At 66.1% G+C, this 25,604-nt stretch carries 23 protein-coding genes; 12 read left to right on the forward strand and 11 right to left on the reverse strand.

Annotation, left to right across the window (positions count from 1 at the left end; genetic code table 11):
- The first annotated feature begins 18 nt into the window (after positions 1 to 18).
- Positions 19 to 1,701, forward strand: coding sequence for a methylmalonyl-CoA mutase family protein (locus QA609_RS13290; RefSeq protein ID WP_278303097.1), 1,683 nt, complete (start codon positions 19 to 21; stop codon positions 1,699 to 1,701).
- Between the two features lie 343 nt (positions 1,702 to 2,044).
- On the opposite strand, the gene QA609_RS13295 is transcribed toward QA609_RS13290, so the two are convergent.
- Positions 2,045 to 2,542 carry an NUDIX domain-containing protein gene (locus tag QA609_RS13295; RefSeq protein ID WP_278303098.1) on the reverse strand — a complete coding sequence of 166 codons (498 nt, stop codon included), beginning with the start codon at positions 2,540 to 2,542 and terminating at the stop codon, positions 2,045 to 2,047.
- A gap of 219 nt (positions 2,543 to 2,761) precedes the next feature.
- On the opposite strand from QA609_RS13295, the gene QA609_RS13300 reads away from it, so the two are divergent.
- The 3 genes from QA609_RS13300 to mce all read left to right on the forward strand — a co-directional run bounded on the left by QA609_RS13300 (position 2,762) and on the right by mce (position 6,839).
- Positions 2,762 to 3,589, forward strand: coding sequence for an aldo/keto reductase (locus tag QA609_RS13300; protein ID WP_278303099.1), 828 nt, complete (start codon positions 2,762 to 2,764; stop codon positions 3,587 to 3,589).
- A gap of 44 nt (positions 3,590 to 3,633) precedes the next feature.
- Positions 3,634 to 6,318 (forward strand): PAS domain S-box protein, encoded by a 2,685-nt coding sequence (locus QA609_RS13305; RefSeq protein WP_278303100.1) that lies wholly within the window; start codon positions 3,634 to 3,636, stop codon positions 6,316 to 6,318.
- A 137-nt stretch (positions 6,319 to 6,455) separates the two neighbouring features.
- Positions 6,456 to 6,839, forward strand: coding sequence for a methylmalonyl-CoA epimerase (gene mce, locus QA609_RS13310; RefSeq protein WP_278303101.1), 384 nt, complete (start codon positions 6,456 to 6,458; stop codon positions 6,837 to 6,839).
- 145 nt (positions 6,840 to 6,984) lie between these two features.
- On the opposite strand, the gene QA609_RS13315 is transcribed toward mce, so the two are convergent.
- Positions 6,985 to 7,131 carry a hypothetical protein gene (locus QA609_RS13315; RefSeq protein ID WP_278293320.1) on the reverse strand — a complete coding sequence of 49 codons (147 nt, stop codon included), beginning with the start codon at positions 7,129 to 7,131 and terminating at the stop codon, positions 6,985 to 6,987.
- A gap of 269 nt (positions 7,132 to 7,400) precedes the next feature.
- On the opposite strand from QA609_RS13315, the gene QA609_RS13320 reads away from it, so the two are divergent.
- The gene (locus QA609_RS13320) at positions 7,401 to 8,735 is read left to right on the forward strand and encodes a metallophosphoesterase (protein ID WP_278303102.1); all 1,335 of its coding nucleotides are present in this window, start codon (positions 7,401 to 7,403) and stop codon (positions 8,733 to 8,735) included.
- Positions 8,736 to 8,739: 4 nt separating this feature from the next.
- On the opposite strand, the gene QA609_RS13325 is transcribed toward QA609_RS13320, so the two are convergent.
- Positions 8,740 to 10,167, reverse strand: coding sequence for a sodium-dependent transporter (locus tag QA609_RS13325; RefSeq protein WP_278303103.1), 1,428 nt, complete (start codon positions 10,165 to 10,167; stop codon positions 8,740 to 8,742).
- Positions 10,168 to 10,545: 378 nt separating this feature from the next.
- Here QA609_RS13325 and QA609_RS13330 point away from each other — a divergent pair, with 378 nt between their 5' ends.
- Entirely contained in the window at positions 10,546 to 12,252 is a 1,707-nt protein-coding gene (locus QA609_RS13330) for a C69 family dipeptidase (RefSeq protein WP_278303104.1), read from the forward strand.
- 124 nt (positions 12,253 to 12,376) lie between these two features.
- Here the strand turns inward: QA609_RS13330 and QA609_RS13335 are convergent, their stop codons facing one another.
- From QA609_RS13335 to QA609_RS13345, 3 genes are all read right to left on the reverse strand, one after another.
- A complete protein-coding gene (locus QA609_RS13335) occupies positions 12,377 to 13,171 on the reverse strand; it encodes a YihY/virulence factor BrkB family protein (RefSeq protein ID WP_278303106.1) in 795 nt (264 codons plus the stop codon).
- 170 nt (positions 13,172 to 13,341) lie between these two features.
- A complete protein-coding gene (locus QA609_RS13340; protein ID WP_278303107.1) occupies positions 13,342 to 13,731 on the reverse strand; it encodes a hypothetical protein in 390 nt (129 codons plus the stop codon).
- Entirely contained in the window at positions 13,728 to 14,609 is an 882-nt protein-coding gene (locus QA609_RS13345) for a ParA family protein (RefSeq protein ID WP_278303108.1), read from the reverse strand. The genes QA609_RS13340 and QA609_RS13345 overlap by 4 nt, the downstream gene beginning before the upstream one ends.
- Positions 14,610 to 14,863: 254 nt before the next feature.
- On the opposite strand from QA609_RS13345, the gene QA609_RS13350 reads away from it, so the two are divergent.
- Positions 14,864 to 15,457 carry a GNAT family N-acetyltransferase gene (locus tag QA609_RS13350; protein ID WP_278303109.1) on the forward strand — a complete coding sequence of 198 codons (594 nt, stop codon included), beginning with the start codon at positions 14,864 to 14,866 and terminating at the stop codon, positions 15,455 to 15,457.
- Here the strand turns inward: QA609_RS13350 and QA609_RS13355 are convergent, their stop codons facing one another.
- Positions 15,458 to 15,871 carry a helix-turn-helix domain-containing protein gene (locus QA609_RS13355; protein ID WP_278303110.1) on the reverse strand — a complete coding sequence of 138 codons (414 nt, stop codon included), beginning with the start codon at positions 15,869 to 15,871 and terminating at the stop codon, positions 15,458 to 15,460.
- 360 nt (positions 15,872 to 16,231) lie between these two features.
- Here QA609_RS13355 and QA609_RS13360 point away from each other — a divergent pair, with 360 nt between their 5' ends.
- Positions 16,232 to 16,657, forward strand: coding sequence for an OsmC family protein (locus QA609_RS13360; RefSeq protein WP_278303111.1), 426 nt, complete (start codon positions 16,232 to 16,234; stop codon positions 16,655 to 16,657).
- 165 nt (positions 16,658 to 16,822) lie between these two features.
- Here QA609_RS13360 and QA609_RS13365 read toward each other — a convergent pair whose 3' ends face one another.
- Positions 16,823 to 18,838, reverse strand: coding sequence for a heavy metal translocating P-type ATPase (locus tag QA609_RS13365; RefSeq protein ID WP_278303112.1), 2,016 nt, complete (start codon positions 18,836 to 18,838; stop codon positions 16,823 to 16,825).
- A 93-nt stretch (positions 18,839 to 18,931) separates the two neighbouring features.
- Positions 18,932 to 19,273, reverse strand: a complete 342-nt coding sequence (locus QA609_RS13370; RefSeq protein ID WP_278303113.1) for an SHOCT domain-containing protein — start codon at positions 19,271 to 19,273, stop codon at positions 18,932 to 18,934.
- A gap of 220 nt (positions 19,274 to 19,493) precedes the next feature.
- On the opposite strand from QA609_RS13370, the gene trxA reads away from it, so the two are divergent.
- From trxA to QA609_RS13390, 4 genes are all read left to right on the forward strand, one after another.
- A complete protein-coding gene (gene trxA / locus QA609_RS13375; RefSeq protein WP_278303114.1) occupies positions 19,494 to 19,922 on the forward strand; it encodes a thioredoxin in 429 nt (142 codons plus the stop codon).
- Between the two features lie 81 nt (positions 19,923 to 20,003).
- Positions 20,004 to 21,284, forward strand: coding sequence for a protoporphyrinogen oxidase (hemG, locus tag QA609_RS13380; protein ID WP_278303115.1), 1,281 nt, complete (start codon positions 20,004 to 20,006; stop codon positions 21,282 to 21,284).
- A 91-nt stretch (positions 21,285 to 21,375) separates the two neighbouring features.
- Positions 21,376 to 22,437, forward strand: a complete 1,062-nt coding sequence (gene hemH, locus QA609_RS13385; RefSeq protein WP_278303116.1) for a ferrochelatase — start codon at positions 21,376 to 21,378, stop codon at positions 22,435 to 22,437.
- A gap of 211 nt (positions 22,438 to 22,648) precedes the next feature.
- A complete protein-coding gene (locus tag QA609_RS13390) occupies positions 22,649 to 23,251 on the forward strand; it encodes an HAD family hydrolase (protein WP_278303117.1) in 603 nt (200 codons plus the stop codon).
- A gap of 99 nt (positions 23,252 to 23,350) precedes the next feature.
- On the opposite strand, the gene hemE is transcribed toward QA609_RS13390, so the two are convergent.
- Complete coding sequence (hemE, locus tag QA609_RS13395) at positions 23,351 to 24,364, reverse strand: uroporphyrinogen decarboxylase (RefSeq protein ID WP_278303118.1); 1,014 nt, start codon at positions 24,362 to 24,364, stop codon at positions 23,351 to 23,353.
- A 70-nt stretch (positions 24,365 to 24,434) separates the two neighbouring features.
- Entirely contained in the window at positions 24,435 to 25,601 is a 1,167-nt protein-coding gene (locus QA609_RS13400) for an inorganic phosphate transporter (protein WP_278303119.1), read from the reverse strand.
- Between the last annotated feature and the right edge of the window lie 3 nt (positions 25,602 to 25,604).

Consider the following 25,604-nt stretch of genomic DNA (forward strand, 5'->3'; position numbering starts at 1 on the left):
CGACCGACGGTAACGATAATGTTCGATCCCGATGAACTCGAGGAGATCCGCGAGAGCCACGAGCAGTGGCACGAGGAGGAGGTCGAGCCGGTGCTCGAGCGCTTCGGCGAGCGCAAGGATCGGTTTACGACCGACACGGGCGGCCAGGAGGTCGACCGCCTCTACACCCCCGCGGACGTCGACGATTTCGACTACCAGGAGGATCTCGGAAACCCCGGCGAGCCGCCGTACACGCGCGGGGTGTACTCCACCGGATACAGAGGCCGGCTGTGGACGATGCGCCAGTACGCCGGCTTCTCGACGCCCGAGGACACCAACGAGCGCTACCACTACCTGCTCGATCAGGGTCAGACCGGGCTCTCGATGGCGTTCGACCTGCCGACCCAGATGGGGTACGACTCCGACGACGCGATGGCCGCCGGCGAGGTCGGGAAAGCGGGCGTCGCGATCGACTCGCTTGCCGACATGGAGACCGTCTTCGACGGCATCCCCCTGGACGAGGTCTCGACCTCGATGACGATCAACGCGCCCGCCTCCGTCCTGTTGGCGATGTACATCGCGGTGGGCGACCAGCAGGGCGCCGACCGTGCGGAGCTTCGGGGGACGATTCAAAACGACCTCCTGAAGGAGTACATCGCGCGCAACACCTACATCTACCCGCCCGAGCCGTCGATGCGGATCATCACGGACATCTTCGAGTTCTGCGCCGAGGAGACCCCGAAGTTCAACACGATCTCGATCTCGGGCTATCACATCCGCGAGGCCGGCTCCACCGCGGCCCAGGAGCTCGCCTTCACCCTCGGCAACGGCATCCAGTACGTCGAGGCCGCGCTCGAGGCAGGGCTCGACGTCGACGACTTCGCACCCCGGCTCTCCTTCTTTTTCAACGGGCACAACAACATCTTCGAGGAGGTCGCGAAGTTCCGCGCCGCGCGACGGATGTGGCACGACATCATGGAGGAGCGCTTCGACGCCGACGACCCGAAATCGAAGCAGCTGAAGTTCCACACCCAGACCGCGGGCTCGATGCTGACCGCCCAGCAGATCGAGAACAACGTCGTCCGGGTCGCCTACCAGGCGCTCGCGGCGGTGCTCGGCGGCACCCAGTCGCTGCATACTAACGGGAAAGACGAGGCGCTCGCCCTCCCGACCGAGGAGTCGGTCCGAACCGCCCTGCGGACCCAGCAGATCCTCGCCCACGAGTCCGGTGCCGCCGACACGATCGACCCCCTGGCGGGGAGTTACTACGTCGAGTCGCTGACCGACGAGGTCGAGGACGACGCCTACGAGATCCTCGAGGAGGTCGACGAGCGCGGCGGGATGCTCGAGGCCGTCGATCAGCAGTGGGTCCAGCGCCAGATCCAGGATACGGCCTTCGACCGCCAGAAGGAGATCGAGGAGAAAGAGCGCGTCATCGTCGGCGTCAACGAGTTCGAGGTCGACGAGGACCCCGAGATGGACGTCGAGGAGGTCACCGAGGAGGACGAACGACGACAGGTCGATCGGCTCGAGTCGGTCCGCGAGGACCGAGACGACGAGGCCGTCGACGCGGCCCTCGAGTCGCTGCGGGACGCCGCACGCGGCGGACAGAACGTCATGCCCCACATCGTCGACGCGGTGAAGGCGTACGCGACGGTCGGCGAGATCTGTAACGTCCTGCGCGAGGAGTTCGGCGAGTACCAGCCCGGCAGCGCTGTTTAGCGTGAGGCGCCCCGTCGGTCGACGGAGTCGTCAGACGATCCCCTCGAGATCCCTTCGGGACCACCGAACGCCCTCGCGCCTCGAGCGGCGAGACGACGCGAGCCGTAAATAGCGCACTAGTCGGGACCGGACGCCGAACGCACCGCTGTCGAAATGCCACGGACGCGAAATCGGTCCGCTGGGAGCCGCATACCTTCGAGCGAGGGTTTACATAACAGTTCCGTTAGACGCTGTATGTAGGTAGAAACGACGGTCTTCCCATTGGGACTGTATTCGATAAAGAGGTCATCGAAGGCGAGCAGGTTCGGGGCAACGGAACGAGCGCGACGCGACCGGGCGCGAGTCAATCCGATCGACCGACGTCACCGTACGCGAACGAGGCGGGATCGGTCGACGGGCGACCGACGGGTGCGGTCGGCTCGAGGCGCCCGAGGTAGTCGTCGAGCGAGAGGGCGAACTCGCGGGCCGGCGGGAGCTCCCGCCAGGCGTACTCGAACTCCATCCCTCGCTCCTCGCCGTCGCCGGTGACGACGTGGGTCCAGCGGTCGCGGTCCTCCTCGACGGAGACGTGAAAGAAGTGGCGGCGATAGAGCTTCGGCGGCGAGAGCCGACGTATCCAGACGTCCTTGGCCAGCCGTCTGATCGACTCCAACTCGGTAAGCCCGCTCTCCTCCGCGATCTCTCGGCGAAGCGCCTCGAGGGGTGATTCGCCGGGTTCGATCGTCCCCTTGGGGACCTGGAGGCCGTCGTGACCGTTCGCCTCGAACGTGAGCAGTTCGCGATCGTTACGGGTGATGTACGCACAGACCTTGGGGACGCACGGTACCTCGGTTCCAACCATAACACGTTCCTTTACGACCGTCCATAAAACCTTTTCGAGGATTGAAGCTAGCCAACTATATATTCCTAAAGGGTGACGACTAGGCTCGAAACTAGGTTACTAGGCTGGAAAACGAAATCCTCGTATCGAGGTCGACACGGCCGACGAGACGACGATCCTGAAACGGATCCCGCTCGTCTGTGGGGAGGACTGAAGCCCGCTGACATCGAACGAACCGGCGTGACCGACAGCCACACTATCGACGCCGGGAACGCGGCGATTCCGGCGCTCGGATTCGGGACGGCACGGATGACCGGTGACGAGTGTCGACGGGCGGTCGCGGCCGCTCTCGAGGCCGGCTACCGCCACCTCGACACCGCCCAGATGTACGACAACGAGGACGCGGTCGGCGACGCGCTCGCGGCGAGCGACGTGGCCCGCGAGGACGTCTTCGTCGTGACCAAGGTCGATACGGACAACCTCGCTCGCGATGCCGTCCTCGAGTCGACCCGTCGGAGTCTCGAGCGACTGGGTGTCGAGACGATCGATCTCCTCCTGATCCACGCGCCCCGCGACCACACGCCCCTCGAGGAGACGCTCGGCGCGATGAACGAACTGCAAGAGGAGGGGCAGGTCGACCATATCGGCGTCAGCAACTTCTCGGTCGCACAGCTCGAGCGCGCTCGGGAGCTGTCGACGACGCCGATCGTCGCCAACCAGGTGAAGTACCACCCCTACTACCGCCAGGACGAACTGCTCTCGTACTGCGTCGACAACGACGTCTGCCTGACCGCCTACAGCCCGCTGGCGGAGGGGGCCGTCGTCGGCGACGACCGCCTGGCGAAGATCGGCGAGCGGTACGACAAGTCGGCCTCCCAGGTCGCGCTTCGGTGGCTCGTCCAGCAGCCCGCCGTGGCGGCGATCCCGAAGGCCTCGAGTCGCGACCACCTCGAGGCGAACGCCGCCATCTTCGACTTCGAACTCTCGAGCGAGGAGATGCGGACGGTGTTCGAGCTGACGGATCCGCGTCTCACCGCGAGAATCGCGTCCAAGCTCGGCTTCGACTGAGGTTCGTGCAAGAACTTATCCGCCTCACTCGTCACTGAACGCATATGTGCGACGGTGTGGGGGCACCTGACGAGGCGGATCGAGAGCGCGCAGTCGGAGGAGTCTCGCCGGAGCAGTATCGAACGGTAATGAATGCGGTCGATGACGGTATCTACCAGCTCGACGCCGACAACCGGTTCGTCGCGGTCAACGACGCGGCCCTCGAGCGGACGGGGTACGATCGCGAGGAGCTGCTCGGCGAGCACGTCTCGGTCCTCCTCGACGACGAGGACGCCGCCCGCCTCGAGCGGGAGCTCCGCGAACGGCTCGAGATCGGCGAGGACGCCGAGGCGACGTTCGATCTCGCGATCGAGACCGCCGACGGTGACAGCCTCCCCAGCGAGGCGCGGTTTAGCGTCCTCGAGGCCGACGGCGAGTTCGACGGCGTCGTCGCCGTCGTTCGGGACGTCGGCGAGGATCCCGAACGCGACCGATCGGAGTTGATCTGGGAGACGAACGAGTCGATTACCTCGGTCATCGACGAGGCCGACGTCGGGGTGTTCGTCCTCGACGAGTCGTTCGACGTCGTCTGGGCCGACGAGACCGTGGAGACGTACTTCGGCGTGGATCGCGACGAGATCATCGGCCGGGACAAACGGACCGTCATCGAGGAGACGATCCGCGACCGCCTCGCCGATCCGGAGGTGTTCGCGGAGACCGTGCTGGCGACCTACGACGACAACACGTCCGTCGAGCAGTTCGAGTGTCGGATCGCGGACGGTCCCGACCGGGAGGAACGCTGGCTCGAGCACCGAAGCAAGCCGATCGAGTCCGGGCGGTACGCCGGCGGCCGCGTCGAGCTGTACTACGACATCACCGACCGAAAGGAGTCACAGCTGGCGCGCCGCGAGAGCGAGCGGCGCTTCGAGTCGCTGGTCGACGCGGTCGACGAGTACGCCATCTTCATGCTCGATCCCGACGGACGGGTGCAGAGCTGGAACGAGGGGGCGAAACGGATCAAGGGGTACGATCCGTCGGAGATCCGTGACGAGCACTTCTCGACGTTCTACACCGAGTCCGATCGAGCGGCCGACGTTCCCGCGCGGAACTTGGAACGGGCCGACGCGGAAGGGACCGTCGAGAACGAGGGCTGGCGCGTCCGCGCGGACGGCTCGCGGTTCTGGGCGAACGTGACGCTTACGGCGATCAGGGAGGACGGCGAACTCCAGGGGTACGCGAAGGTCACCCGCGACATGACCGAACGCCGGGAGCGCGAACAACAGCTGCAACGGGAGCGCGACCTGGTCGAACGGATCCTCGAGACGAGCCCCGTCGGCATCGCGGTCGTCAACGCCGACGGGTCGACCAACCGGGCGAACGAACGGATGGCGACCCTGCTCGGCGTCCCGCCGGACGAGTCCTCGGGGTACGCCGCAGGCCGTCTGGACATGTACGACGCCGAGGGGCGGCTGCTCCCGGTCGAGGATCGACCGGCAGGTCGGGTCTTCGAGACGGGCGAGCCCGTCTACGACCGAGATATCCGTCTGGATCGGCCCGACGGAACGCGGACGTGGCTGTCGATAAACGCCACACCGATCGGCACCGAGGGGGAGACTCCCGAGCAGGTCGTCGTCACTGCAACCGACATCACCGACCTGAAGGAGCTGGTCGAGCGACGCAAACGGGAACTCGAGGAACGCGAGAAGGAGATCGCAGGGGTCCGGCTCGCGACGAACCTGCTCGAGACCGGCGACCGACCGGTCGAGGAGCTGCTCGAGGAGTTCGTCTCGGAGCTCCCCCAGTCGTTCCGGTACCCGGACCGAACCGCGGCCCACGTCTCCGTCGGCGATCACGAGGCGGCCACCGACGCCTGCGACACCTTCGAGCGCCAGATCACTGCCCGTACCAGCACGGCCAGCGGGACGCCGATCCGGATCGACGTCGGCTTCGTGGAACCGCCGCCCGAACGCGAGCCCGACCCGTTCGTCGACGAGGAGCGGGAGCTGATCGACACGCTCGCGACGCTGATGACGTTTCACTTCGAGCGCCAGGAGTACATCGACGAGCTTCGGGCGGAGACCAGACGCCTGGAGCAGTTCGCCTACGCGGCCTCTCACGACCTCCAGGAGCCGCTGCGGATGGTCTCGAGCTACCTCCAGCTCGTCGAGCGACGGTACGCCGACGAGCTCGACGATGACGGCCGAGAGTTCCTCGCCTTTGCCCTCGAGGGAGCCGAACGGATGCGCAACATGATCGACGGGCTGCTCGCCTACGCCCGGGTCAAGACGCGAGGCGAACCGCTCGAACCGGTGGATCTCGACGCCGTCTTCGAGGATGCCCGCTCGGATCTCAAGATGCGAATCTCAGCGACGGACGCCGACATCACCGTAGACCCTCTGCCGACGGTCGAGGGCGACGAGAGTCAGCTCCGACAGGTGTTCCAGAACCTGCTGGACAACGCGATCGAGTACAGCGACGGCCCACCCCGGATCCACGTCTCGGCCGAGCGACGCGACTCGGTGTGGGAGATCTCGGTACGCGACGAGGGGATCGGGATACCGGCCGACGAGCGCGACCAGATCTTCGAGATGTTCCAGCGCCTGCACGGCCGCGGCGCCCACGACGGCACCGGGATCGGGCTCGCGCTCTGCGAACGGATCGTCGAGCGCCACGGCGGGGAGATCCGCGTCGACTCCGAGCTCGGCGAGGGGTCGACGTTCTCGGTTACGCTTCCGGCCGTCGACGACTGATGCGGATCGCTGGAGCGGTTTACCGGCGCAACCGCCGCTCGGGTCGCGGTTGCGCCGGAAACGGCGTACAGTAGACCGTACGAAATCGTCGCCGGAAGGACAACACTCAGGCCCCGCGGGCTCGAATCCGTCTTCCGATGCACATCGACCACGCGGGGATCGCGACCGACGACGCCGCGGCGCTGGCGGCGCTGTACGGCGAGCTGTTCGGCCTCGAGACCGTCCACGAGGAGACGTTCGACGGGATGGAGGTCGTCTTCCTCGACTGCGGAAACGGCTACCTCGAGCTGCTCGAGCCCGTCGAGGACGGGACGATCGCCGACTACCTCGAGGCGAACGGGCCGGGGATCCACCACCTCGCGCTCGCGACCGACGACATCGAGGCTGCCCTCGAGCGTGCCCGCGAGCACGACGTTGCCCTCGTCGACGAGCAGCCCCGCCCCGGCGCATGGGGCCATACGGTCGCGTTCCTGCACCCGAAGGACACGGGCGGGATCCTGCTCGAGTTCGTCGAGCACTGAGTATCGGTAGGGACGGATCGCGAGGCGCTCGAGCGGGCAGTCCTCGAAGAGCGGTCGCGGACGAGCCGAACGCTCGAGCCGACGGCTGCTTCGAACGAGGCAGTGCGAAAATCGGGAATCCGGTCCGGGACGTTGCGCCGCCGAGCTAGTACCCGAGCAACCGGAGGATGATTCCCAGCACGATCCCCGTGAGACCGACGAGGATCCCCACGCCGGGGATGACGGGGATCGGCAGGAGGCCGATGCCGAGCACGATCGCGAGTACGATGACGATCGTCGAGATTCTGACCATACCCCTCTTACTCCGCTGCTCCGGGTAGGCGTTGGGCTTGCGATTTCGGGCGCTATCGGACTCGAGGCCCCGATCGAATCCTCGTCGGACGCAGGCTCGAGCGAGCCACACATCGAGGTACGTGCGGGACGCCGGTATCCGGAACGTGAGCGAAACGAGCGTTCTACCGGCCACGGTCCGCTCGTCCACGCCAATCGAGAGGAGCCGACGGGTATCGCGGGGAGCGACGGACGACAAAGCTTTTGCGACGGCGACGAGGTGTGGAAATGATGGCCACCGAGACCGATGATCGGGTCTACTACGTGATCAGCGACCTCCACATCGGCGGCGACGAGCAACTCGAGGACGTCGAGTTTCTCGACGAGCTGTTGGCCTTCCTCGAGCGGCTCGAGGAGACCGACGAGAACGCCGAGCTGCTCATCAACGGCGACGCGTTCGGGCTCTGGGAGTTTACGACCGTCGAGGGGATCGAGAAGTTCGAGGTGCTCGAGCGCACCTATCCGACGCTGTTCGAACAGTTCCGGGCGACCGGCGAGAACGTGCCGATCACGCTGTTGCCGGGCAACCACGACCACGAGCTGGCGGCCTACGACGAGTACGTCGAGCGCTTCGCCGAGTACAACGTCGAACTGGTCCAGGAGCGGTGGCTCTCCCGGGAGATCGGCGATCAGGCGATCCACTTCGAGCACGGCCACCAGCACGACGCTAACAACCGGATCGAGGACTGGGGGAACCCTCACGCGACGCCGCTTGGCTACTACTACAACACCCTCGTCACGAGCCGAGCGGGGCAGCTCTCCGATCGGGGACGGTACAACTGGATGAAGGACGTCCAGGCGGTGACGCCGACCGAACGGATGCCCGTCTGGCTCCTCTCGAAGTACTTCTACCGGGAGATGAACCCGCTGTTGCGGTACTCGATGTTCCCGTTCCTGTTGCTGTTCAACATCAGCGTCCTGCTGGCGGTGCTCGCGGGGCTGGATCTCGCGGGGATCTGGTCGATGCCCGTCGACCGGACCGAAGCCTTCCTCAGCCAGTTCGGCGCGGCCGGGACGGCGGCCTGGTTCTTCCTCGCGCTGAACGTCACCGTCGGCGGGCTGCTGACGCTCGTCGGGATCCCGCTGTACTTTATCCGCCGGGATCTCAGGAAAACTATCGACCGGTTCGGCGTCTTCGAGACCGATCTCACCGTCGATCCCCAACAGCCCTACGAGGCGGCGGCCCGCGAGGTCTTCTCCGAACAGCCGAAGACGACGATCTTCTGCTACGGACACACCCACCGTCCGGGGGTCCGCGAGGTCGACGGCGGACTGCTGGTCAACACCGGAACCTGGCTCAAGCGGCTCCACCGTCGGGACGGAATCATCGGGCTCCTCCCGCCGGTGTTTTACCCCTCCTACCAGCTGCCGGCGGTTCGCATCGCCGAGGAGCCCGAGGGCGTCGTCGTCGAGTACGAGCGAATGGCGAAACCGAGCCCCGCCTCCGAGGAGCTGACCCGCACCGAGCGCTTTTTCACCGTCGGTCGGGAGCCCGAACCGGATCTCCCTGACCGCTACGTCGTCGAATCGGAGCACAGGGCTCCGATCCCGGAGACGGCCGAGTAGCGCGTCAGTCCGCGGGTTCGGTCGTTCCGCTCGGCTCGTCGCGATCCGACTGACGGAGGTAGAGGACGAACGGTCCGAGCGTCACCAGCGTCGCGAGCAGCAGGTGTTCGGTCTCGAGGGCGAGTCCGACCAGCGCCGCGGCGTCGGCGTAGAACGTAAAGAGCAGGAACGCCGGGAAGACGGTCCCGATCGCGTACCGCCAGGGGACGACGAGCGGGCGCGAGACCGGACCCGCCCCGTCGAGGTACTCGTCGACGGCGTCCGGCCCGAGCACCCAGGCGGTGTAGAGCATGAACCCGGTGAGTCCGAGGACGAGCAGCAGGTCGACGAGGTGGTCGGCGAACAGCGTAAACACCGCGGGACTGAACGCGTTCAGCCCGCCCGTGAGGACGACCAGCCCGAACAGGCTGCGCGTCGCGGTCTTCCGCTCGAGGTCGAACTCGTCGACCAGGAACGAAACCGGGATCTCGAGCATGCTGATCAGGCTGGTCAGGGCCGCGAGCAATACGACGAGGAAGAAGATCAGGCCGAGAATCCGCCCGCCGGGAAGGCTCGCGAACGCACCGGCCATGCCGACGAACAGGGCGCCGGGACCGCCCTCGGTCGGCCCGGCGGCAAAGGAAAACAGCAGCGGAAAGAGCACGAGCCCGGCCAGCACGCCGATACCGAGGTTGAGGACGGCGATGACCGAGGCGTCCAGCGGCAGCGATCGGTCGTCGTCGACGTAGGAGGCGTAGGTGATCATCGTTCCGCCGCCGATCGAGAGGGTAAACAGCGCCTGGCCGGCGGCCGAGCCGAGCACCGACGTGAAGTTCTCCGCGAGATAGGCGCCGTCGAAGCCGAGGTAGAACTCGTACCCCGCCGCGGCGCCGGGCTGGCGGGCCGCCCAGACGGCCAGGGCGATCAGCAGGACGACGACGCCGGGCATCATCAGCTTCGTCGTCGCCTCGATACCGCGTCTGATCCCCGCGGTGACGATCACGGCGGTGGCTGCGAGGACGGCGAGCTGGTAGGCGAACGCCTCGGCGCCGTAGCTGATCGTCTCGAAGTGGGCACCAGGGTCGGCGAAGTACGCGCCCGTCGCGCTCTCGAGGAAGTACCGGAGGATCCACCCCCCGACGACGCTGTAGAACGACATCAGCATGATCGCGGTGACGACACAGAGCACGCCCAGCCCCGTCCAGGCCCGCGATCCCGCGAGCGATCTGAACGCCCCGACCGGGTTCCGATTCGAGCGTCGACCGATCACGAACGCGGCCAGCAGCCCGGGAACGCCGACGAAGAGAACGATGAGCAGGTACAGCAGTAGAAACGCGCTCCCGCCGTTCTCGGCGGTCATCCACGGAAACCGCCAGATGTTCCCCAGTCCGATCGCGCTCCCGACCGCGGCCAGGATGAATCCGGCGCGGCTCGCCCAGCTCTCTCGTGCCATCCTGTCTCAGGCGAGCGGGTCGTCGCGCATAAGGGTTATCGTTAAATTGAGATGAACGATCGTAATGATTCCTCGGAAACCGAAATATTTGCCTCAAGGGGCGATCAGTGGAGGGTCTGATCTCCGGTTTATTAGTGTGTGGTATTTTATGGTTTTGTCCCCAGTCGATTCCGCGACTCGAGTCGGAAGCCGGAACGATCGCGACGGATCCGCGCCTGGTCGCCGGCTATGCCGGGGCTCCCACACCGGTTTGGACCGTTACGTTCACCTTTCATAATCATTGCTAACTATTATCACGGGATTCGTCGAACGTACTCGACGGAGTGACAGTACGTGGCTAAGAGACGACTTTCGAGACGTGGCTTCGGAGCACTGGGCGTGAGCGCGGCGCTGTTCGCCGGCGCCGGGCGGGGCGACCGCGGATTCGACACGGACGCCGGCCTCGAGAACCCGAGCGATCCCCGCAGCCTCGACGGGAAGAGCATCGGGTTCTACGTCGGCAGCGAGCTCACCGAGGACGGATCGACCCTACTGGGCGGGTTCGGCCACGAGCCCTCGAGCCACTGGCTCGAGGTCGTCCCCCGCCAGGACCACGGCGAGGACGCGACCGTGACCGTCGGCGTCACCGAGGACGCCGATATCCCCGGCGAGCTGACCGAGATCCCGCAGGCCGAGACGACGAACAAGTACGTCGCCTCGATGTACTCGGAGTGGGCGGGGTTCCCGCCGCCGCTGACCAACGGTGGGCTCAACGAGCACGGCGTCGCCGCCCGGGACATCTGGTCGCCCTCGCGGGCGGAACTGGTCGAACTGGCCGAGGAGGAGGCGCCCCAGACGGGGCCGCAGTACTCCGACCTCGCGAAGGCGGCGATGGAACGGGCCTCGAGCGCCCGCGAGGCCGTCGAAGTCGTCGGCGGGCTGATGGACGAGCACGGCTACTCGACCTACGGCGGGAACTCCCACCTGTTCGCCGACGAGGACGAGGGATGGGTGTTCATCAACTTCGCCCACCCCGACGGCGACCTCTGGGCAGCCGAGCGGCTCGGCGCCGACGAGGTACGGGTGTCCTACTTCGGTTACATCCGCGAGTTCCCCGTCGATCACGAGGACGATCCGGGCTTCATCGGCTCGGATCGGTTGGTCGACTTCGCGGAAGAACAGGGGTGGTGGGACGGCGAGGGCGACACCCTCGACCTGTTCGAGGTCTACGGCCTGGGGGAGTTCCCCGCGGAGGCCGACGAGTACACGGCTCCCGAGTTCTACCAGGACGCGCGCTACCCGCCCGCACGGGAGGAGGAGCTGCGGGAGCTGGCACCGGTCAGCCTCGAGGACATGCTCGCGCTGGTGCGGGACCCGCGCTGGGCGACCGACCACGCGGGCTACGGCCAGGTCGCTCACCTGCGGCCCGACGCTCGAGAAGAGCTCCAGACGCTGTGGACCGCCGTCACGAGCGCCGTGACGACGCCGTACGTCCCGGTTCCCGTCGGCGTCGAAGAGGTCCCCCCGGAGTTCCGCCAGCACCGGTATCTCACCACGAACTCGGCGGCGAACTTCCTCGACGACGAGTGGAAGCTCCAGGAGGCCACTCGGTACGCGACCCGGGAGTTCAAGCGCCTGCTGTACTTCACCTCGGCCGATCCGGAGGCGTTCTACGCCGACGTGGTGGGCACCATCGAGGGGTTCGAACGAGAGCTGCTCGAGGAGCGTGACGCCGTCGAGGCCAACGCTCGTGAACTGTTCGAGGTCGGCGAGGAGCGGGCGGCCTGCGAGTACCTTACCGAGGACACCTCGAGACGGTTGCTCGAGAGCCTACGACTCGGGACGACGCTGGCGATGGACGTCGAGGCCGACCTCCGCGAGCGCATCGAGATCCCGAAACCCGAGGGCCGACCCGAGCCAGGCGAGACGACGCCCCCAACCAGCCAGTCGATGGACGAAGGGCCCGACACCGAGAAGGTCCACGTCTACAGCGAGGATCTCCACGCGGACTACCCGCGAGAACACGGGGTTTACACCGACGAGGGCGACGAGGAGCGGGCTGCTCGCTCGAGGCCGACACTCGAGTACGAGCACGAGGGCGAATAGCTCGGCGCTTCGGCCGATAGGAGATTTTCGAACACCTCCTTGGAACAGCGGTGCAGGTCTTGACCATCGATCGAACGACCTGCAGTGGCCGGAGTTTCGTACGTCACGCCGGCGTCTCCCGGCCTCAGACTGGAGATGTTCGCTCGAGGTCCTGTTCGAGGACCGCGTTGACGACCGCACCGAGGAGAAGGAGGGTACTGGCGAAGTACAACCACGTGAGAAACAGCAGGACACCGCCGATGACTCCGTACGCCTCGAACCCGGCAGCATAGCTGCTGTACAGCTGGAAGCCGGCCTGGAGGAACAGCCACCCGACGGAAACGACGAGCGTTCCCGGCAGCGCTGCGGCGAGACTCATCTGTTGCGGTGGCATGACGTAATACATCGGGAGAAACACGATCGTGAGTCCAACCACCAAAACGGTCCAGCCGACGATATCGACGTACGGAAGGTCGACGATGGTCGGACGACTGATGAACGTTCCAATGCCGACCATGAGACTGACGCCGACGCCGACCAACCCTAACACCACGATCCCGTCGAGAATTTGGCGTGTGAACGGCGTTTCCACGTCCGCTGCGTAGACCTCGTCGAACGCCATATCGATCGCTCGAACGACTTTGACCGCCGACCACGCTAAGCCGAGAACGCCGACGATCGACGCGCCGACCTGTCCTGATTGGTTCTCGAGCGTCTGACTCACGATCTCGCGGCCGGACGCCGAGAGATGCTCTTCGACCGCAGCGATGATTCGCTCGGCGAACGCTTCCTGGCCGACGAACGATCCGATCGCCAGCGTTAGCAGTAACAACGGGATGACCGAAAAGAACGCATAGTACGCAATGCTGGAAGCGTAGAACGTAATGTGTTCGTCGCTTGCTCGCGAGGCGATCGTTCGGATACTGTCGAAACGGCTCATAGAGGGTCTACAGGAGAGTCGAAAAAATCGCTGAGCGTGGACGTTGCAAGGCAGAAACGTCGAAGAGGGAGGAGGTGGCCGCTTCCACCTCTCGGAACCCACGGTTCCAGCTACTACTGTACCAAAAATACCGACGAGCTCCGCAGCTATCAGGACGGACCGCGACGGAGTTACTCCTCGCGACGAGCCTCGAGCACCAGCTCGGCGATCCGTTCGGGCTCCTCGGTCGCCAGTCGGAGCACCGCATCGTGGATCTCGCGGGTCTCCTCGTCGACGACGTCCTCGCGGGCCAGCGTCGGCGTGATGGTCGTCCGCAGCTTCTTCTCGAAGGCGTCCCAGGTCTCGCCGCGGGCGTACAGCGGCCGCTGGCGGACCGCGTCGTACTCGAAGGCGGGACCGCTCTCGGCGGGCGAAGCGGGCGTCGACTCGACCGCACTCGCGGATTCTTCCGTCGAGGGCTCGAGCGACTCGTCGACGGACGCGGCCTCGGTCGTTCCCTCGTCCTCGACGTTCGGCGACTCGGCGGTCTCGGCCTCGAGATCGTCAAACGGGTTGCTCATCGATCGACACCTCCGCTCGCGACGATCTCGGCGAGCTCCTCGTAGGAGGCGATCTGGTCGGAGTCGGGGGCGTAGTCCTGGAGGGGCTGTTCGTGGCTCAGCGATCGGGACAGCGCCGCCCGGTGGCGGATGCCCGGTTTCGGGGGCTCGAGCTCGCCGGCGTCGATGCGCTCGAACTCGGCGGCGGTGATCCGGGCGAACCCGGGGACGACCTCCGGCAGCGGCTGACCGGGGTTGACCTCGTGTTCGGCCGTGTTCAGGCTCTCGAGTAGCTCCCGGGCCTCGGTCTGCTGATCGATGCGGTCCTCGAGCTTGTTCGGAACGATCGCGAGGACCTCGACGTCGATGTACTCGCGGGCGGGCTCGATCAGCCGCTCCATCGTCCGCTTGTAGCCGCCGATCGCGCTCGAGCCGGGCTCGATCGGGATCATCACGTTGCCCGTCGCGACCAGGGCGTTGTTGTTGAGCATCCCGGGATAGGCCGGGCAGTCGAAGACGACGTAGTCGTAGACGTCGCCCAGCAGGGGATCGACGATCTTTGACTTGACGCGGGCCGACCCCTGCATCGCGCCCGCCAGTTCGGTCTCGACGTCCTCGAGGGAGTCCGAGGAGGGAAGCAGGTCGAACCCGTACTCCGTCTGCCGAATGATGTCGTGGGGCGTGGCGTCGCCCTCGAGGACGACGTTTCCGAGATCCGTCTCGCTGTGGTAGGCCTCCTCGAACCCGAGGCCGTTCGTCGCGTGGCCGTTCGGGTCCAGATCCACGAACAGCGTCGATCCGCGCTCCGAGAGCTGCCGTGCGAGGTTGATCGAGGTCGTCGACTTTCCGACACCGCCTTTCAAGATGACTACGCTTACCGCGCGTGGCTCGTCTGTCATAGTGTGTCTCATCCACTGAATGATAGCTCCCTATTCGTCCGTGAACGTCACTCTCAGCGGATACTGGACACAGCTGATGAGAGGAACATAATCCTGCCGACTTCGGTACAATAGCTCACATAGCTTCAATAGGTGTAGTAGCTCAGCCACCTATTGTGCCGCGAGTCGGCGACTCGAGCCCGCTCCGGCGCGTCGTCGCGGTCGCCCGCGTGGACTCGCAAACCCTTTTGGTAGCAGATGGCCTAGGTCCGATCATGTACGTCCGAGACGCCAAAAACAGGGAGGAGGTCTGGCTGCTCGACCACATCGAGTCGATGGGACTCGACGACACGGCGTTTCGCTCCCGCGACTACGTGGTTGCCGTCGACGAGGTCTCCGGCCAGAAGGCGGGGTTCGGGCGGATTCGGATCCACAGGACCGACCCCGAGGAGGAGGGACCGAACGAGGTCTGCGAGCTGACCAGCATCGGCGTCCTTGAGGGGTGGCGCGACCAGGGTGTCGGCGCCCACGTCGTCGAACGGCTGCTCGAGTACGCCGGCGACGAGGGGTTCGACACCGTCTACGCGCTCACCGGCGAGAGCGCCTATCTCGCCCGGTTCGGCTTCCGCCGGATCGACGCCGAGCAGTTGCCCGCACCGCTCGAGAAGCGCCACGGTGAAAAACGCGAGCGGATCGATTCCGACGCGGTGCCCCTTCAGATCGAGACCGATCGGTTCCGGATGCCGGAGCGACTCCGGGAGGCGTTCAAGGGGGCGACCGAACAGCCCGAGGAGGACGACGACGAGAGCGCCGAGGACTTCGGTATCGACCCGGAAACGGCGACGTACAAGTACGATACGGGTCGGTAATCAGGCTCGAGTGTCCTCGACCGCCGGCGTCCCGTCCTCGACACCCTCGTACTTGTCCTCGAACTCCTGGATGAGCTGTCCCATCTTCGCGTACCAGTCGTTCAACATCCGCTGCATGTCGTTTGCGATCTGGGTCGGGTCGGTCGGGTAGTAGACGTGGTAGTAGCCGCCCTGGTCGTAGTTGATCTGTTCTTTCTGGATGAACCCGCTCTGGAGCAGCCGCTGGATCGCTCGATACGCCGTCGAGCGCTCGCGGTCGACCCGTTCGGCGACCTCGTCGATCGTCAACGGCTCCTCGCTCTCGACGAGCGCCCGGAAGCAGTCCTTGTCGAGCTGTTTGAGACCGTGGATACACTCGAGCAGCCCCTCACACTGCATGTCCTGCTGGAGTTGTTCCGCCATCGAGTTTGCCATTACTGAATCGAGGTAGGAGCCGCGCCGGTATAAGGGTTGTGCGAATATTGTACAAAGTCGAGGAACCGTTTCGTGGCCCGTCGAGCTCCGGCCGAAACGCAGTACCTGGACCGATCGTCGTCGAAGGCGTGGTCGCGTTACCTTCGAGACCCGGTCGAGGCAACGAGCGAGATTGAAGTGTTCATTTTCCGATAGCGTGGTCGAAAAGCGACCGTTGACAGCGCACGAGTGTCCTCGTTTGGGCATCACCGTCCTCGTCGAACGACGCGATGACGTCCCGAGAGGCCGATTCTTGGAATTGTAGAATCCGACCAAGACTTATTCGGTGAGACGGACGACCTAGTAGCAGGAGCCGTACTCATGACACGATCGAACGAACCGACGACGTACGAACTGACGGGCGAGCGGCTCAGTCCGAGACGGACGCGAATCGACACTGGCGACGCCGAGTTCGTCGTCGGCAAGGACGTCAACCCCGTCGAGTACTTCCTGGGTGCAGTCCTGGGCTGTCTCAACTCGACGGCGACGATGGTCGCCCGCGACATGGATCTGTCCATCGAGGAGCTGGAACTACGGGTCGAGGGCGACGTCGACTACGCCAGCTATCGTGGCGAGCCCTCCGACGCTCGTTCCGGACTTCAGGATATCGAGGTGACGATTCAGGTGGAGTCGGATGCCGACGACGACGCTCTCGAGTCATGGCTCGAGGCTGTCGAGGAGCGCTGTCCGGTCACCGACAACGTGGAAAACGAGACTTCACTCGAGATCGCGATAGAATCGGCCTGAAGCGACCGTTCCGAACGGTGAACCCGCCTCGAGGACCTGCAACTGTCCGATCGGGGACGACCGGAGCGCGTCGACGGCCCTCTCATACGGACTACTGTAGGTCATTTCCGGAGCGACCGCGAGCCCTCCTGCGGTCGCCCCGGTACATCGGTACAGCAGACCGTATCAGCCGTCGAACCGGAGCAGCCGCAACCCGATCAGGCTGACCAGCACGGTCGAACCCTCGTGACCGACCACGGCGACCGGCAACGGGATCCCAGCCGTGAGGATCGCCACGATCATGATCGCGATCGCGCCGAACGCGATGGCGAAGTTGATATACAGCGTTCGGCGCGTCTCCTTGCTGAGCGCGAACGCGTACGGCAACCGATCGAGCCTGTCCGACATGAGCACGATGTCGGCCGTCTCGAGGGCGACGTCGGTTCCCGCACCACCCATTCCGATGCTGATGTCGGCCGTCGCGAGCGCAGGCGCGTCGTTGACCCCGTCGCCGACCATCGCAACGGCCTCGTGGCGCTCCTGGAGCGCCTCGATGTGGTCGACTTTCTCCTCGGGAAGCAGCTCCGCGTACACCTCGTCGATCCCGAGCTCCTCGGCGATGTAGTTGGCGACCCGTTCGTTGTCGCCCGTGAGCATGACGATCCGCTCGACGCCGCGCTCGCGGAGCCGTTCGATGGTCTCGGCCGCGTCGGCCCGGATCGTATCGCTAAAGCCGAGCCAGCCGAGGACGCGGAGCCGCTCGTCGGTTTCCTCGACGACGAGGACGCTCGTCTTCCCGTCGGCTTCCAGTCGGCGAACGGCCTCGAGACTGTCCTCGAGACCTGCGATCGATCGTCCCTCGAGTTCGGTCCGAACGTACCGGGGATTGCCGATATGGAGCGTTCGCTCCTCGACGGTCGCGTGGACACCCTTGCCGACGACCGCCTCGAACCCGGTCGCCGCGGGGATCTCGAGGCCCCGCTGTTCGGCGGCGTCGACGGTCGCCTCGGCCAGGTGGTGTTCGGACCGCGACTGGACGGCGGCCGCAAGCGCCAACAGTCCGTCCTCGGGGTCCCCGTCGAAACCGCTCGCGGCCGCCACAACGTCGCTCGAGCCGCCGTCGGTAGCAGCGCTCCCTCGAGCGCTCACGTCGGTCAGCCGAGTGTTGCCCTCGGTCAGGGTCCCGGTCTTGTCGAAGGCGACGGCGTCGACGTTCCCCGCCGTCTCGATGTGTTCGCCGCCCTTGAACAGGACGCCCTGTCGGCCGCCGGCGGAGATCGCTGAGAGCACTGCCGCCGGCGTCGAGATAATGACCGCACAGGGCGAGGCCGCGACCATGAGCGTCATCGCGCGGTAGAACGTCGAATCGAACGGCTGGTCGAGGATCACGATCGGGAGTGCGATCGCGACTGCGGTCAGTGCGAGGACGCTCATCACGTAGGGCTGCTCGAAGCGGTCGATGAGCTGCTGGGTCGGCGCTCGCTTCTCCTGGGCCTGCTCGACCATGTTGATAAGTCTAGAGATCGCCGACTCCTGGGCCTCGCGGGTGACTCGCACCTCGAGACTGCCAGTCTCGTTGATCGTCCCGCTGAACACCTCGTCGCCGGGTGCTTTCGTCACCGGCACCGACTCGCCGGTGAGCGAGGACTGGTCGACCGTGCTCTCGCCGGACTCGACGACGCCGTCCAGCGGCAGCCGATCGCCGGGGCGGACGACGAACACGTCGCCGACCTCGACGTCGTCGATCGGCGTCGTCACTTCCCTCCCGTCGTTGAGGATCCGGGCCGACTCCGGGCGCATCTCGATGAGCGACCTGATCGCGGTTCGGGAGCGGCCGATCGCGTACTCCTCTAAGACTCCCGACAGCGAGAACAGAAACAGCAACATCGCTCCCTCGAAGGGTGCGCGGATAAACAGCGCCCCGAGCGCCGCGAGGATCATCAGGAGATCGATCTCCACTGCGGGTTCCCGGATGGCCTTGACGCTCTCCTTGAGCCCGTACCAGCCGCCGAAGACGTAGGCGACCGCGTAGCTGCCCCACACGAACGACTCGGGAGCGCCGAGCCAGCCGCCGAGCAGCCCGCTCATCATCCCGAAAAAGGTAAGCACGACGAACGCTGCCTGCCGCCGGACGACCGGTCGGTCCGTCGGTACCGTCGACCGGTCGGACGCGGTCGAAACCGCGTTCGAGGACGTCTCCATACTACTACTCGTACCGTCGATGGAATAAGTATTCATCAGTAGACGACTCACGGCGACGTCCTCGGGTCGGGACAGCGCCGATTTCGAGCCCCGTCACTCTCTTCTGCCCCGAAGCGTCCGGCGTCGTCGCTCGAACTCCTCCTCGGCGATGTCGCCGCGGGCGTAGCGTTCGCGGAGTTCCTCGAGCGTCCGGTCCGTGGTCCCGGTTCGCTCGCGTGCGGTCGAGCCTCCGTGACGGCTCACGGCCCAGCCGGCTGCGAGCGCGAGCAGACCGACTGCCAGCAGCGGCCAGAACAGCCAGACCCATCCACCCCGGCCGCCCATCGTTCCGCCGTGGCTCTGTGCGACGGCGGTTCCCGTCGCGACGACGAGGACGGCGACGGTCGCTGCGAGCACCGATACGTCCCGTCCGAACTGTTCACGTGCGGTCGTCATCACTCGATCACGTTCGAACGTACGGTGTTGTGGATCATAACCACGGCCACAGGTTCCCTCCGAACCGGAATAGTCGAAGGAAATATCCCGAAGAGCGCTGCTGGCGGCGAGCCTAGAACTGTCCGCCGAATCACCTCCGATCGAAAGTCGGTTACGACCTGTCTGTATTGTTTTAATCCTACACAACCGTTATGCCCGACGAGCGCGTACCGTCGTTATGATGAGCGACACTGCTGACGACGAGCGAGCGCGGATCCGCGAACGGAAGAAACGGGAACTACAACGGCGCCTCGAGGACGGCGTCGACCCGAGCGAAGACGGAACGGAGACGCCGACCGAGCCGATCGCGATCGAGGGGCAGAGTCACCTGCAGGCGGTCGTCGACGACCACGAGGTCGTGCTGGTCGACTGCTACGCCGACTGGTGTGGCCCCTGCAAGATGCTCGAGCCGACGATCGAGTCGCTAGCTGCGGAGACGGACGCCGCGGTCGCGAAAGTCGACGTCGACGCCCACCAGCGCCTGGCCCGGCAACTCGGCGCTCGCAGCGTCCCGACGCTCGTGCTGTACGCCGACGGCGAACCGGTCGAGCGACTGCTCGGGGCCCAGGACCGGGCAACGCTCGAATCGTTGATCGAGCGACACGGCTAACTGGTGCCGGAGCGAGCGACCGCGTGACAGCGTCGGCTGCGTGACGATACACCGAAAAGGCTCCGCTCGAAAGGACGGATAATGAAGGTCGGTATCGTCGGAGCAGGGATCTCGGGGCTCTCGCTCGCCCACGCACTCGCGAAGCGAGACGTCGACGTGACGGCGTTCGAGGCGCGCGAGGAACCCGGCGGAGTCGTACGGAGCCGACGCGTGGGCGATCACGTCGTCGAGCTGGGGCCACAGCGGCTCCGGTTGACGCCGGGACTCGAGTCGATGGTCGACGACCTCGGGCTCCGCGATCGCCTGGAGTTCGGCGACGACGAGCAGCCGATCTACGTCTACCACGACGGCGAGCTGAAGGTGGCGCCGCTGTCGGTTCGCGAGGCGCTGACGACCGACCTGCTCACCCCCACGGGCAAGCTCCGGATGCTCCTCGAGCCCCTGATGGGACCGCCGCGGCCGAACGATACCGTCGACGAGTATCTGGTTCGAGCGTTCGGGACGCAGGCGGCGCGACGGTACCTCGGACCGCTGTATAGCGGACTGTACGGGACCGATCCCCGGGATATGCTCGTGGAGTACTCGCTCGGACGCGTCCTCGAGAAGGCCGGCATCGAGCGAAGCGTCCTCCTGTGGGTCGCCAGGAAGCTGCTCGAGGATCGCGACACCCCGCCAATGTGTACCTTCGAGGACGGGCTGGGCGAGCTGACGAACGGCCTGTACGAGGCCCACGCCGACTCGATCCACCTCGAGACGCCCGTCGAGTCGATCCGCGAGCGAGCCGACGGGTACGAGCTCCACACCGCCGACGGGAGCGAGCGCGTCGACGAGGTCGTCCTGACGGCGCCCGCCGAGATCTGCGCCGAGTTGCTCGCACCGATCGACGCCGAGCTGGAGGCAACGCTGCGCCGGTTCAACTACAACCCGATCGGGATGGTCTTTCTCGAGTCGGCGTTCGACGGCACCGGGATCGGGACGCTCGTCCCGCCGGGATCGGACGTCCGGATCAGCGGCCTCACCTGGAACTCGAGCTTCCTCGACCGGGATGGGCTGTTTACGTGTTACATCGACCCGCTGAGCTACCCGCCGCTGGCCGAGGCCGACGACGAGGAGCTGGGTCGGGTCGGCGCCGCCGAGTTCGAGCGGATCACCGGCGCCCCGGCGACGCCGATCCACGTCCACCGCTGGGAACCCGGAATGCCGGCGTACGACCGCTCGTGGACGGCGACCGACGACCTCGAGCTTCCCGACGGGATCCATCTCTGTACGAACTTCGTCGGCCGGCCCGGGATCCCGGGACGCATCCGAACCGCGAGGGCGATCGCCGACGAGCTCGCCGGCGAGGCGACACCTGCCAAATGAGGGGACGAGCCGGTCGTGATGGGTGCAAGCGGGGAGGGAGTCGGGTTCCGGCTTCGAAGTACCTATACCGGCACCGTCCTAACGGCCGGCTATGACAACCGGCGTCGTCCTGTTGAACTTCGGCGAACCGGCCGTACCGGACCGCGGCACGGTACTCGAGTATCTCTCCCGGATTTTCTTCGACAACGCCGACCTCGAGGAGGCCGACTCCGAGGAGGCGGCGTGGGAGCGCTCGCGTGAGCTGGCCGAGCGACGGCTGCCGAGCCTGATGGAGGAGTACGAGTCGATCGGCGGCTCGCCGCTCCAGGAGCAGGCGGGCGCCCAGGCCGCAGCCCTCGAGGACGCCCTTACCGAGCGCGGCCACGAGGTCGAGCTCTACCACGCGATGCAGTTCATGGAGCCGCTGATCACCGACCTCCCGGCGACGCTGGCCGACGACGGCATCGACTCGGTGATCGCCGTGCCGATCTACCCGCTGTGTGGCCCCTCGACGACGGTTTCCTCGATCGACTCGCTCGAGTCCTCGATCGAGGACATCGACGGCTACGAGCCGGAGTTCACGGCTATCACCGGCTGGCACCGGGTTCCCGTCTACAACCGGCTCAGAGCCGAGGGGATCCGCGAGTTCGTCGACGAGGAAGGCGTCGATCTCCAGGACCCCGACACCGCGTTCGTCTTCTCGGCACACGGAACCCCGAAGAAGTACCTCGCGGAGGGCAGCCGGTACGACCAGTACGTCGAGGAACACGCCACGGCGATCGCCAGCCTCCTCGGAATCGACGACTACGAGATCGGCTACCAGAACCACGCCAACCGCGGGATCGAGTGGACCGAACCCGACACCGAGGACGTCGTCGAGGGCCTCGAGGGCGAGGCCGAACGCGTCGTCGTCGAGCCGATGAGCTTCATGCACGAGCAGTCCGAGACCCTGGTCGAACTCGACATCGACCTGCGCGAGGACGCCGCCGACGTCGGCCTCGAGCTCCACCGGGTCCCGGTCCCCCACGACGACCCGCGGTTCGCGACGCTGCTCGCCGACACCGTCGAGCCGTTCCTCTCTGGCTTCGAGCCGTCGTACTACCAGCTTCGCCAGTGCGAGTGTCGGCCCGAACCGGGCACGTACTGTTACAACGCGGGACTGCCGCCGCAGTAAGACTCGCTCGAGTACTGCTACCGAGTCCGGGAGTCGTCGACTTCGAGGAGTCCGATTGGAACGTGCAACCGAGCCCGCAGTCGCTCGTTGACAAGGCGGGTCAGGAAACGTGCAGCCCTCTCCCGTCCGGGAGTAGTAGCGTCCTTCTTTCGAGTGGCAGTCGGTGAGTACAGGAGAACGCACATCAGCCATGCCGTCGTAGCTCGACGAGATGACGACGAGGGCGATATTCTTCGATCTCGACGGAACGCTGCTCGAGTGGCGCCGCGGCTATCGCGAGATTCTGGCCGAGACGTTTGAATCGGTAGTAAACGAACTGCGGGCGGAGTGGATCGAGCAGTACAACGACGCCTTCTACGAATCGTTCGAGGCCCACGAGCCGAATCCGGTGAGGCGAGCGTTCACCAGCGTTATCGGGTGTTCGAAGTCGGACCAACTCGCCGAGGAGCTCCGCAGGCGGGAGGCTCGAGCCTGTCACCCGCCGGAGGGCGCCGACCGCGACCTCGAGAGACTGTCGGCGGACGGCTCGCTCGGCGTCCTCACGAACGGCGTCCCCGAGTGGCAGCGGTACAAACTCCGCGAGCACGACCTCGAGCAGTACTTCGACGCGGTCGTGGCCTCCTACGAGACCGGCGCGCACAAACCGAACGCGGCCCCGTATCGGGCCGCCGAACGGCGTCTTCCGGCTGACACCTACGCGATGATCGGTGACGACGGGGCGGATACCGACGGCGCCAGAAACGTCGGGTGGACGGCGTATCGGTACGATGGCGGCGGGTTCGGAGACGTCCCCGCCGTACTCGAGCGAGAGTGATCGATCGGAGATCTACGGGCGGACGGCGGTTGGGTCGTCGATCCGTGCGTTCCGATCCCGAGGGTGGCCCCCGTCTCACCCTCGAGTTCGGGACGTCCGCTACTTCTCGTGTGAGACCGATTTCGCCGCCTCGAAGAACGCCTCGACGTTCTCGACGGGGACGTTGCGGTCGACGCCGTGGCCCAGATTCAGAATGTGACCCGTATCGCCCGCGGCCGCGATAACGTCTCGAGTTCGGTCCCTGACCGTCTCGGGATCGCCGTACAGCAACGCCGGGTCGAGGTTGCCCTGGATCGCCACGTCGCCCAGCTCCTCGCGGGCCTCCTCGAGTTCGACCGTCCAGTCGAGGCTGACTACGTCCGCGCCGGTCTCCTCGAGCAGGTCGAGGTTGCCGCTGACGTTGCGGACGAAGACGATCGTGGGGACGTCGACCGCGTCGACGATCTCCCGGTGGAGGGGGAGGAGGAATCGCCGGTAGTCCGCGGGAGAGAGCAGGCCGCCGTAGGTGTCGAACAGCTGGATCGCGTCCGCCCCCGACTCGACCTGGAAGCGGACGTAGTCGACGATGATGTCGGTAAACGCCCGGAGCAGGCGCTCGAACGCCTCCGGGTGCTCCGCGCGCAATCGGCGGACGTCCATGAACGACCGCGAGGGGGTTCCCTCGCAGACGTAGGCTGCAAGCGTGAACGGCCCTCCAGTAAAGCCCAGCACCGCGGCCTGCTCGCCGAGTTCGTCGCTCAGCCGCTCGAGGAGCTCGCCGACGTACCACAGTTCCTCCTCGACGTCGCCCCGTTCCCGGCGGGTGTCGTCCGGGGACTCGACGGGGTTCTCGACGACCGGGCCGACGCCGGACTCGAGGTGATACGAGAAGTCGAGCGGCTCGAGTACGGTGAGAATGTCCGAGTACATGACGATGCCGTCGGGCCGAAACCGCTCCCAGGGCTGGAGGGTGATCTCCGTCGCGATCTCGGGCGTCGAGATCGCCTCGAGAAAGGAGTAGTCCTCGCGCAGTTTGCGATACTCCGGGAGGTACCGGCCCGCCTGTCGCATCATCCACACCGGCGGGCGCTCGGTCCGTTCGCCACGTGCCGCCCGGAGGAATAGCTCTTCCATAGCCGATGGTTGGCTTCTCGAGCGCCTAATAGTTGCGAAACCGGGCGATGGCGCCCCTTCGAGACGGTCCTCAGAGAGCCAGCAGGGCCATCGTCCCGTAGCCGAGGCCGAACGCGAGCGCGAACGAGCCAATCCAGGCGACCACCGTCACGCCCAGCTTCCGGGGGCTAACGCCGGCGCCTCCGCCGACGGCCAGCCCGGCACCGATGACGGCGCTGACGATGATCTCGTTGAACGAGACGGGAACGCCGAGCAGGACCGCCGTCTGGGCGATCAGAAACGAGGGGACGAGCGTCGCGATCGACCGCCGGGGGCCGAGCGAGGCGTACTCCTGCGAGATCGCCTTGATCATCCGCGGTGCGCCCGTCCAGGAGCCGGCGAGGATTCCGACCCCGCCGCCGAGCAGGACGACGATCGGCGAGACCATCGAGACCTCGTCGAGCAGCGGGAGCAGCGGGCCGACGGCGAGTCCGACCTGGCTCGCCCCCGCGGAGAACGCGACGAGCCCCCCGAGGACGAGCAAAAACCGTCGCAGCCCGCCCGCCTCGTCCCGGGTGACGTCCCACCGGACGGCGAGCGCCGCGAGGACGCCGGCGCCGAGCGTGAGCGAACCCGCGACGACGGGACTCTCGAGCGGGAGGACGTCGGCACCCGTCGCGACGAGGGTTCCCCGCTCGAAGAACGCGAACTCGAGGTTGGCGACGACGGCCCCGACGAAGCCGGCGAGCACCGGAACGCTGTCGCGTTCGGCGACGTCGGAACGCGGAAGGACGCTGGCGATTGCGTAGGCGAGTCCGCCGCCGACGAAGGGGGTGAGCAGCCACACGGCGCCGATCTCGGCGTACTTCGCCCAGGCGGGATCGCCGCCCAGCGCGATGCCGACGCCGATCACCGCACCGGTGACGGTAAACGCCGTCGCGACGGGGTAGCCGGTGTGGATCCCGATCGCCATCAGCCCCGCGCCGATCAGCAGGACGACGATGACGCTCGAGACGGGCAGCGAGACGCCGTGAATCAGATCGCGTCCGACGGCCTCGGAGACGCTCGCCCCCTGCGTGACGGCCCCGGCGAAGCCGAGGAGGCCGACGACGAAGGCGGCCCGCATCGTCCCGATCGCGTTGGCGCCGACCGCGGGCGCGAAGGGGGTCGCGCCGCTCGAGCCAGCGCCGATCACCCAGGCCATAAACAGGCTCGAGACCGCGGCGACGGCGAACAGCAGTAGCGTCGTTGGATCCATCGT

Origin of the sequence: Natronococcus sp. A-GB7 (assembly GCF_029688865.1) — an archaeon.
Taxonomy (GTDB): Archaea; Halobacteriota; Halobacteria; order Halobacteriales; family Natrialbaceae; genus Natronococcus.

Excerpts from the sequence above, each read along its gene's own strand:
- QA609_RS13360 (WP_278303111.1), top strand. The coding sequence starts at position 16,232 with ATGACACGATCGAACGAACCGACGACGTACGAACTGACGGGCGAGCGG.
- QA609_RS13370 (WP_278303113.1), bottom strand. The coding sequence starts at position 19,273 with ATGACGACCGCACGTGAACAGTTCGGACGGGACGTATCGGTGCTCGCA.
- QA609_RS13335 (WP_278303106.1), bottom strand. The coding sequence starts at position 13,171 with ATGAGCCGTTTCGACAGTATCCGAACGATCGCCTCGCGAGCAAGCGAC.
- QA609_RS13340 (WP_278303107.1), bottom strand. The coding sequence starts at position 13,731 with ATGAGCAACCCGTTTGACGATCTCGAGGCCGAGACCGCCGAGTCGCCG.
- QA609_RS13315 (WP_278293320.1), bottom strand. The coding sequence starts at position 7,131 with ATGGTCAGAATCTCGACGATCGTCATCGTACTCGCGATCGTGCTCGGC.
- QA609_RS13355 (WP_278303110.1), bottom strand. The coding sequence starts at position 15,871 with ATGGCAAACTCGATGGCGGAACAACTCCAGCAGGACATGCAGTGTGAG.
- QA609_RS13400 (WP_278303119.1), bottom strand. The coding sequence starts at position 25,601 with ATGGATCCAACGACGCTACTGCTGTTCGCCGTCGCCGCGGTCTCGAGC.
- QA609_RS13345 (WP_278303108.1), bottom strand. The coding sequence starts at position 14,609 with ATGACAGACGAGCCACGCGCGGTAAGCGTAGTCATCTTGAAAGGCGGT.
- QA609_RS13290 (WP_278303097.1), top strand. The coding sequence starts at position 19 with ATGTTCGATCCCGATGAACTCGAGGAGATCCGCGAGAGCCACGAGCAG.
- QA609_RS13365 (WP_278303112.1), bottom strand. The coding sequence starts at position 18,838 with ATGGAGACGTCCTCGAACGCGGTTTCGACCGCGTCCGACCGGTCGACG.
- QA609_RS13295 (WP_278303098.1), bottom strand. The coding sequence starts at position 2,542 with ATGGTTGGAACCGAGGTACCGTGCGTCCCCAAGGTCTGTGCGTACATC.
- QA609_RS13325 (WP_278303103.1), bottom strand. The coding sequence starts at position 10,167 with ATGGCACGAGAGAGCTGGGCGAGCCGCGCCGGATTCATCCTGGCCGCG.
- trxA (WP_278303114.1), top strand. The coding sequence starts at position 19,494 with ATGAGCGACACTGCTGACGACGAGCGAGCGCGGATCCGCGAACGGAAG.
- QA609_RS13305 (WP_278303100.1), top strand. The coding sequence starts at position 3,634 with ATGTGCGACGGTGTGGGGGCACCTGACGAGGCGGATCGAGAGCGCGCA.
- hemH (WP_278303116.1), top strand. The coding sequence starts at position 21,376 with ATGACAACCGGCGTCGTCCTGTTGAACTTCGGCGAACCGGCCGTACCG.
- QA609_RS13350 (WP_278303109.1), top strand. The coding sequence starts at position 14,864 with ATGTACGTCCGAGACGCCAAAAACAGGGAGGAGGTCTGGCTGCTCGAC.
- QA609_RS13320 (WP_278303102.1), top strand. The coding sequence starts at position 7,401 with ATGGCCACCGAGACCGATGATCGGGTCTACTACGTGATCAGCGACCTC.
- hemG (WP_278303115.1), top strand. The coding sequence starts at position 20,004 with ATGAAGGTCGGTATCGTCGGAGCAGGGATCTCGGGGCTCTCGCTCGCC.
- QA609_RS13390 (WP_278303117.1), top strand. The coding sequence starts at position 22,649 with ATGACGACGAGGGCGATATTCTTCGATCTCGACGGAACGCTGCTCGAG.
- mce (WP_278303101.1), top strand. The coding sequence starts at position 6,456 with ATGCACATCGACCACGCGGGGATCGCGACCGACGACGCCGCGGCGCTG.
- hemE (WP_278303118.1), bottom strand. The coding sequence starts at position 24,364 with ATGGAAGAGCTATTCCTCCGGGCGGCACGTGGCGAACGGACCGAGCGC.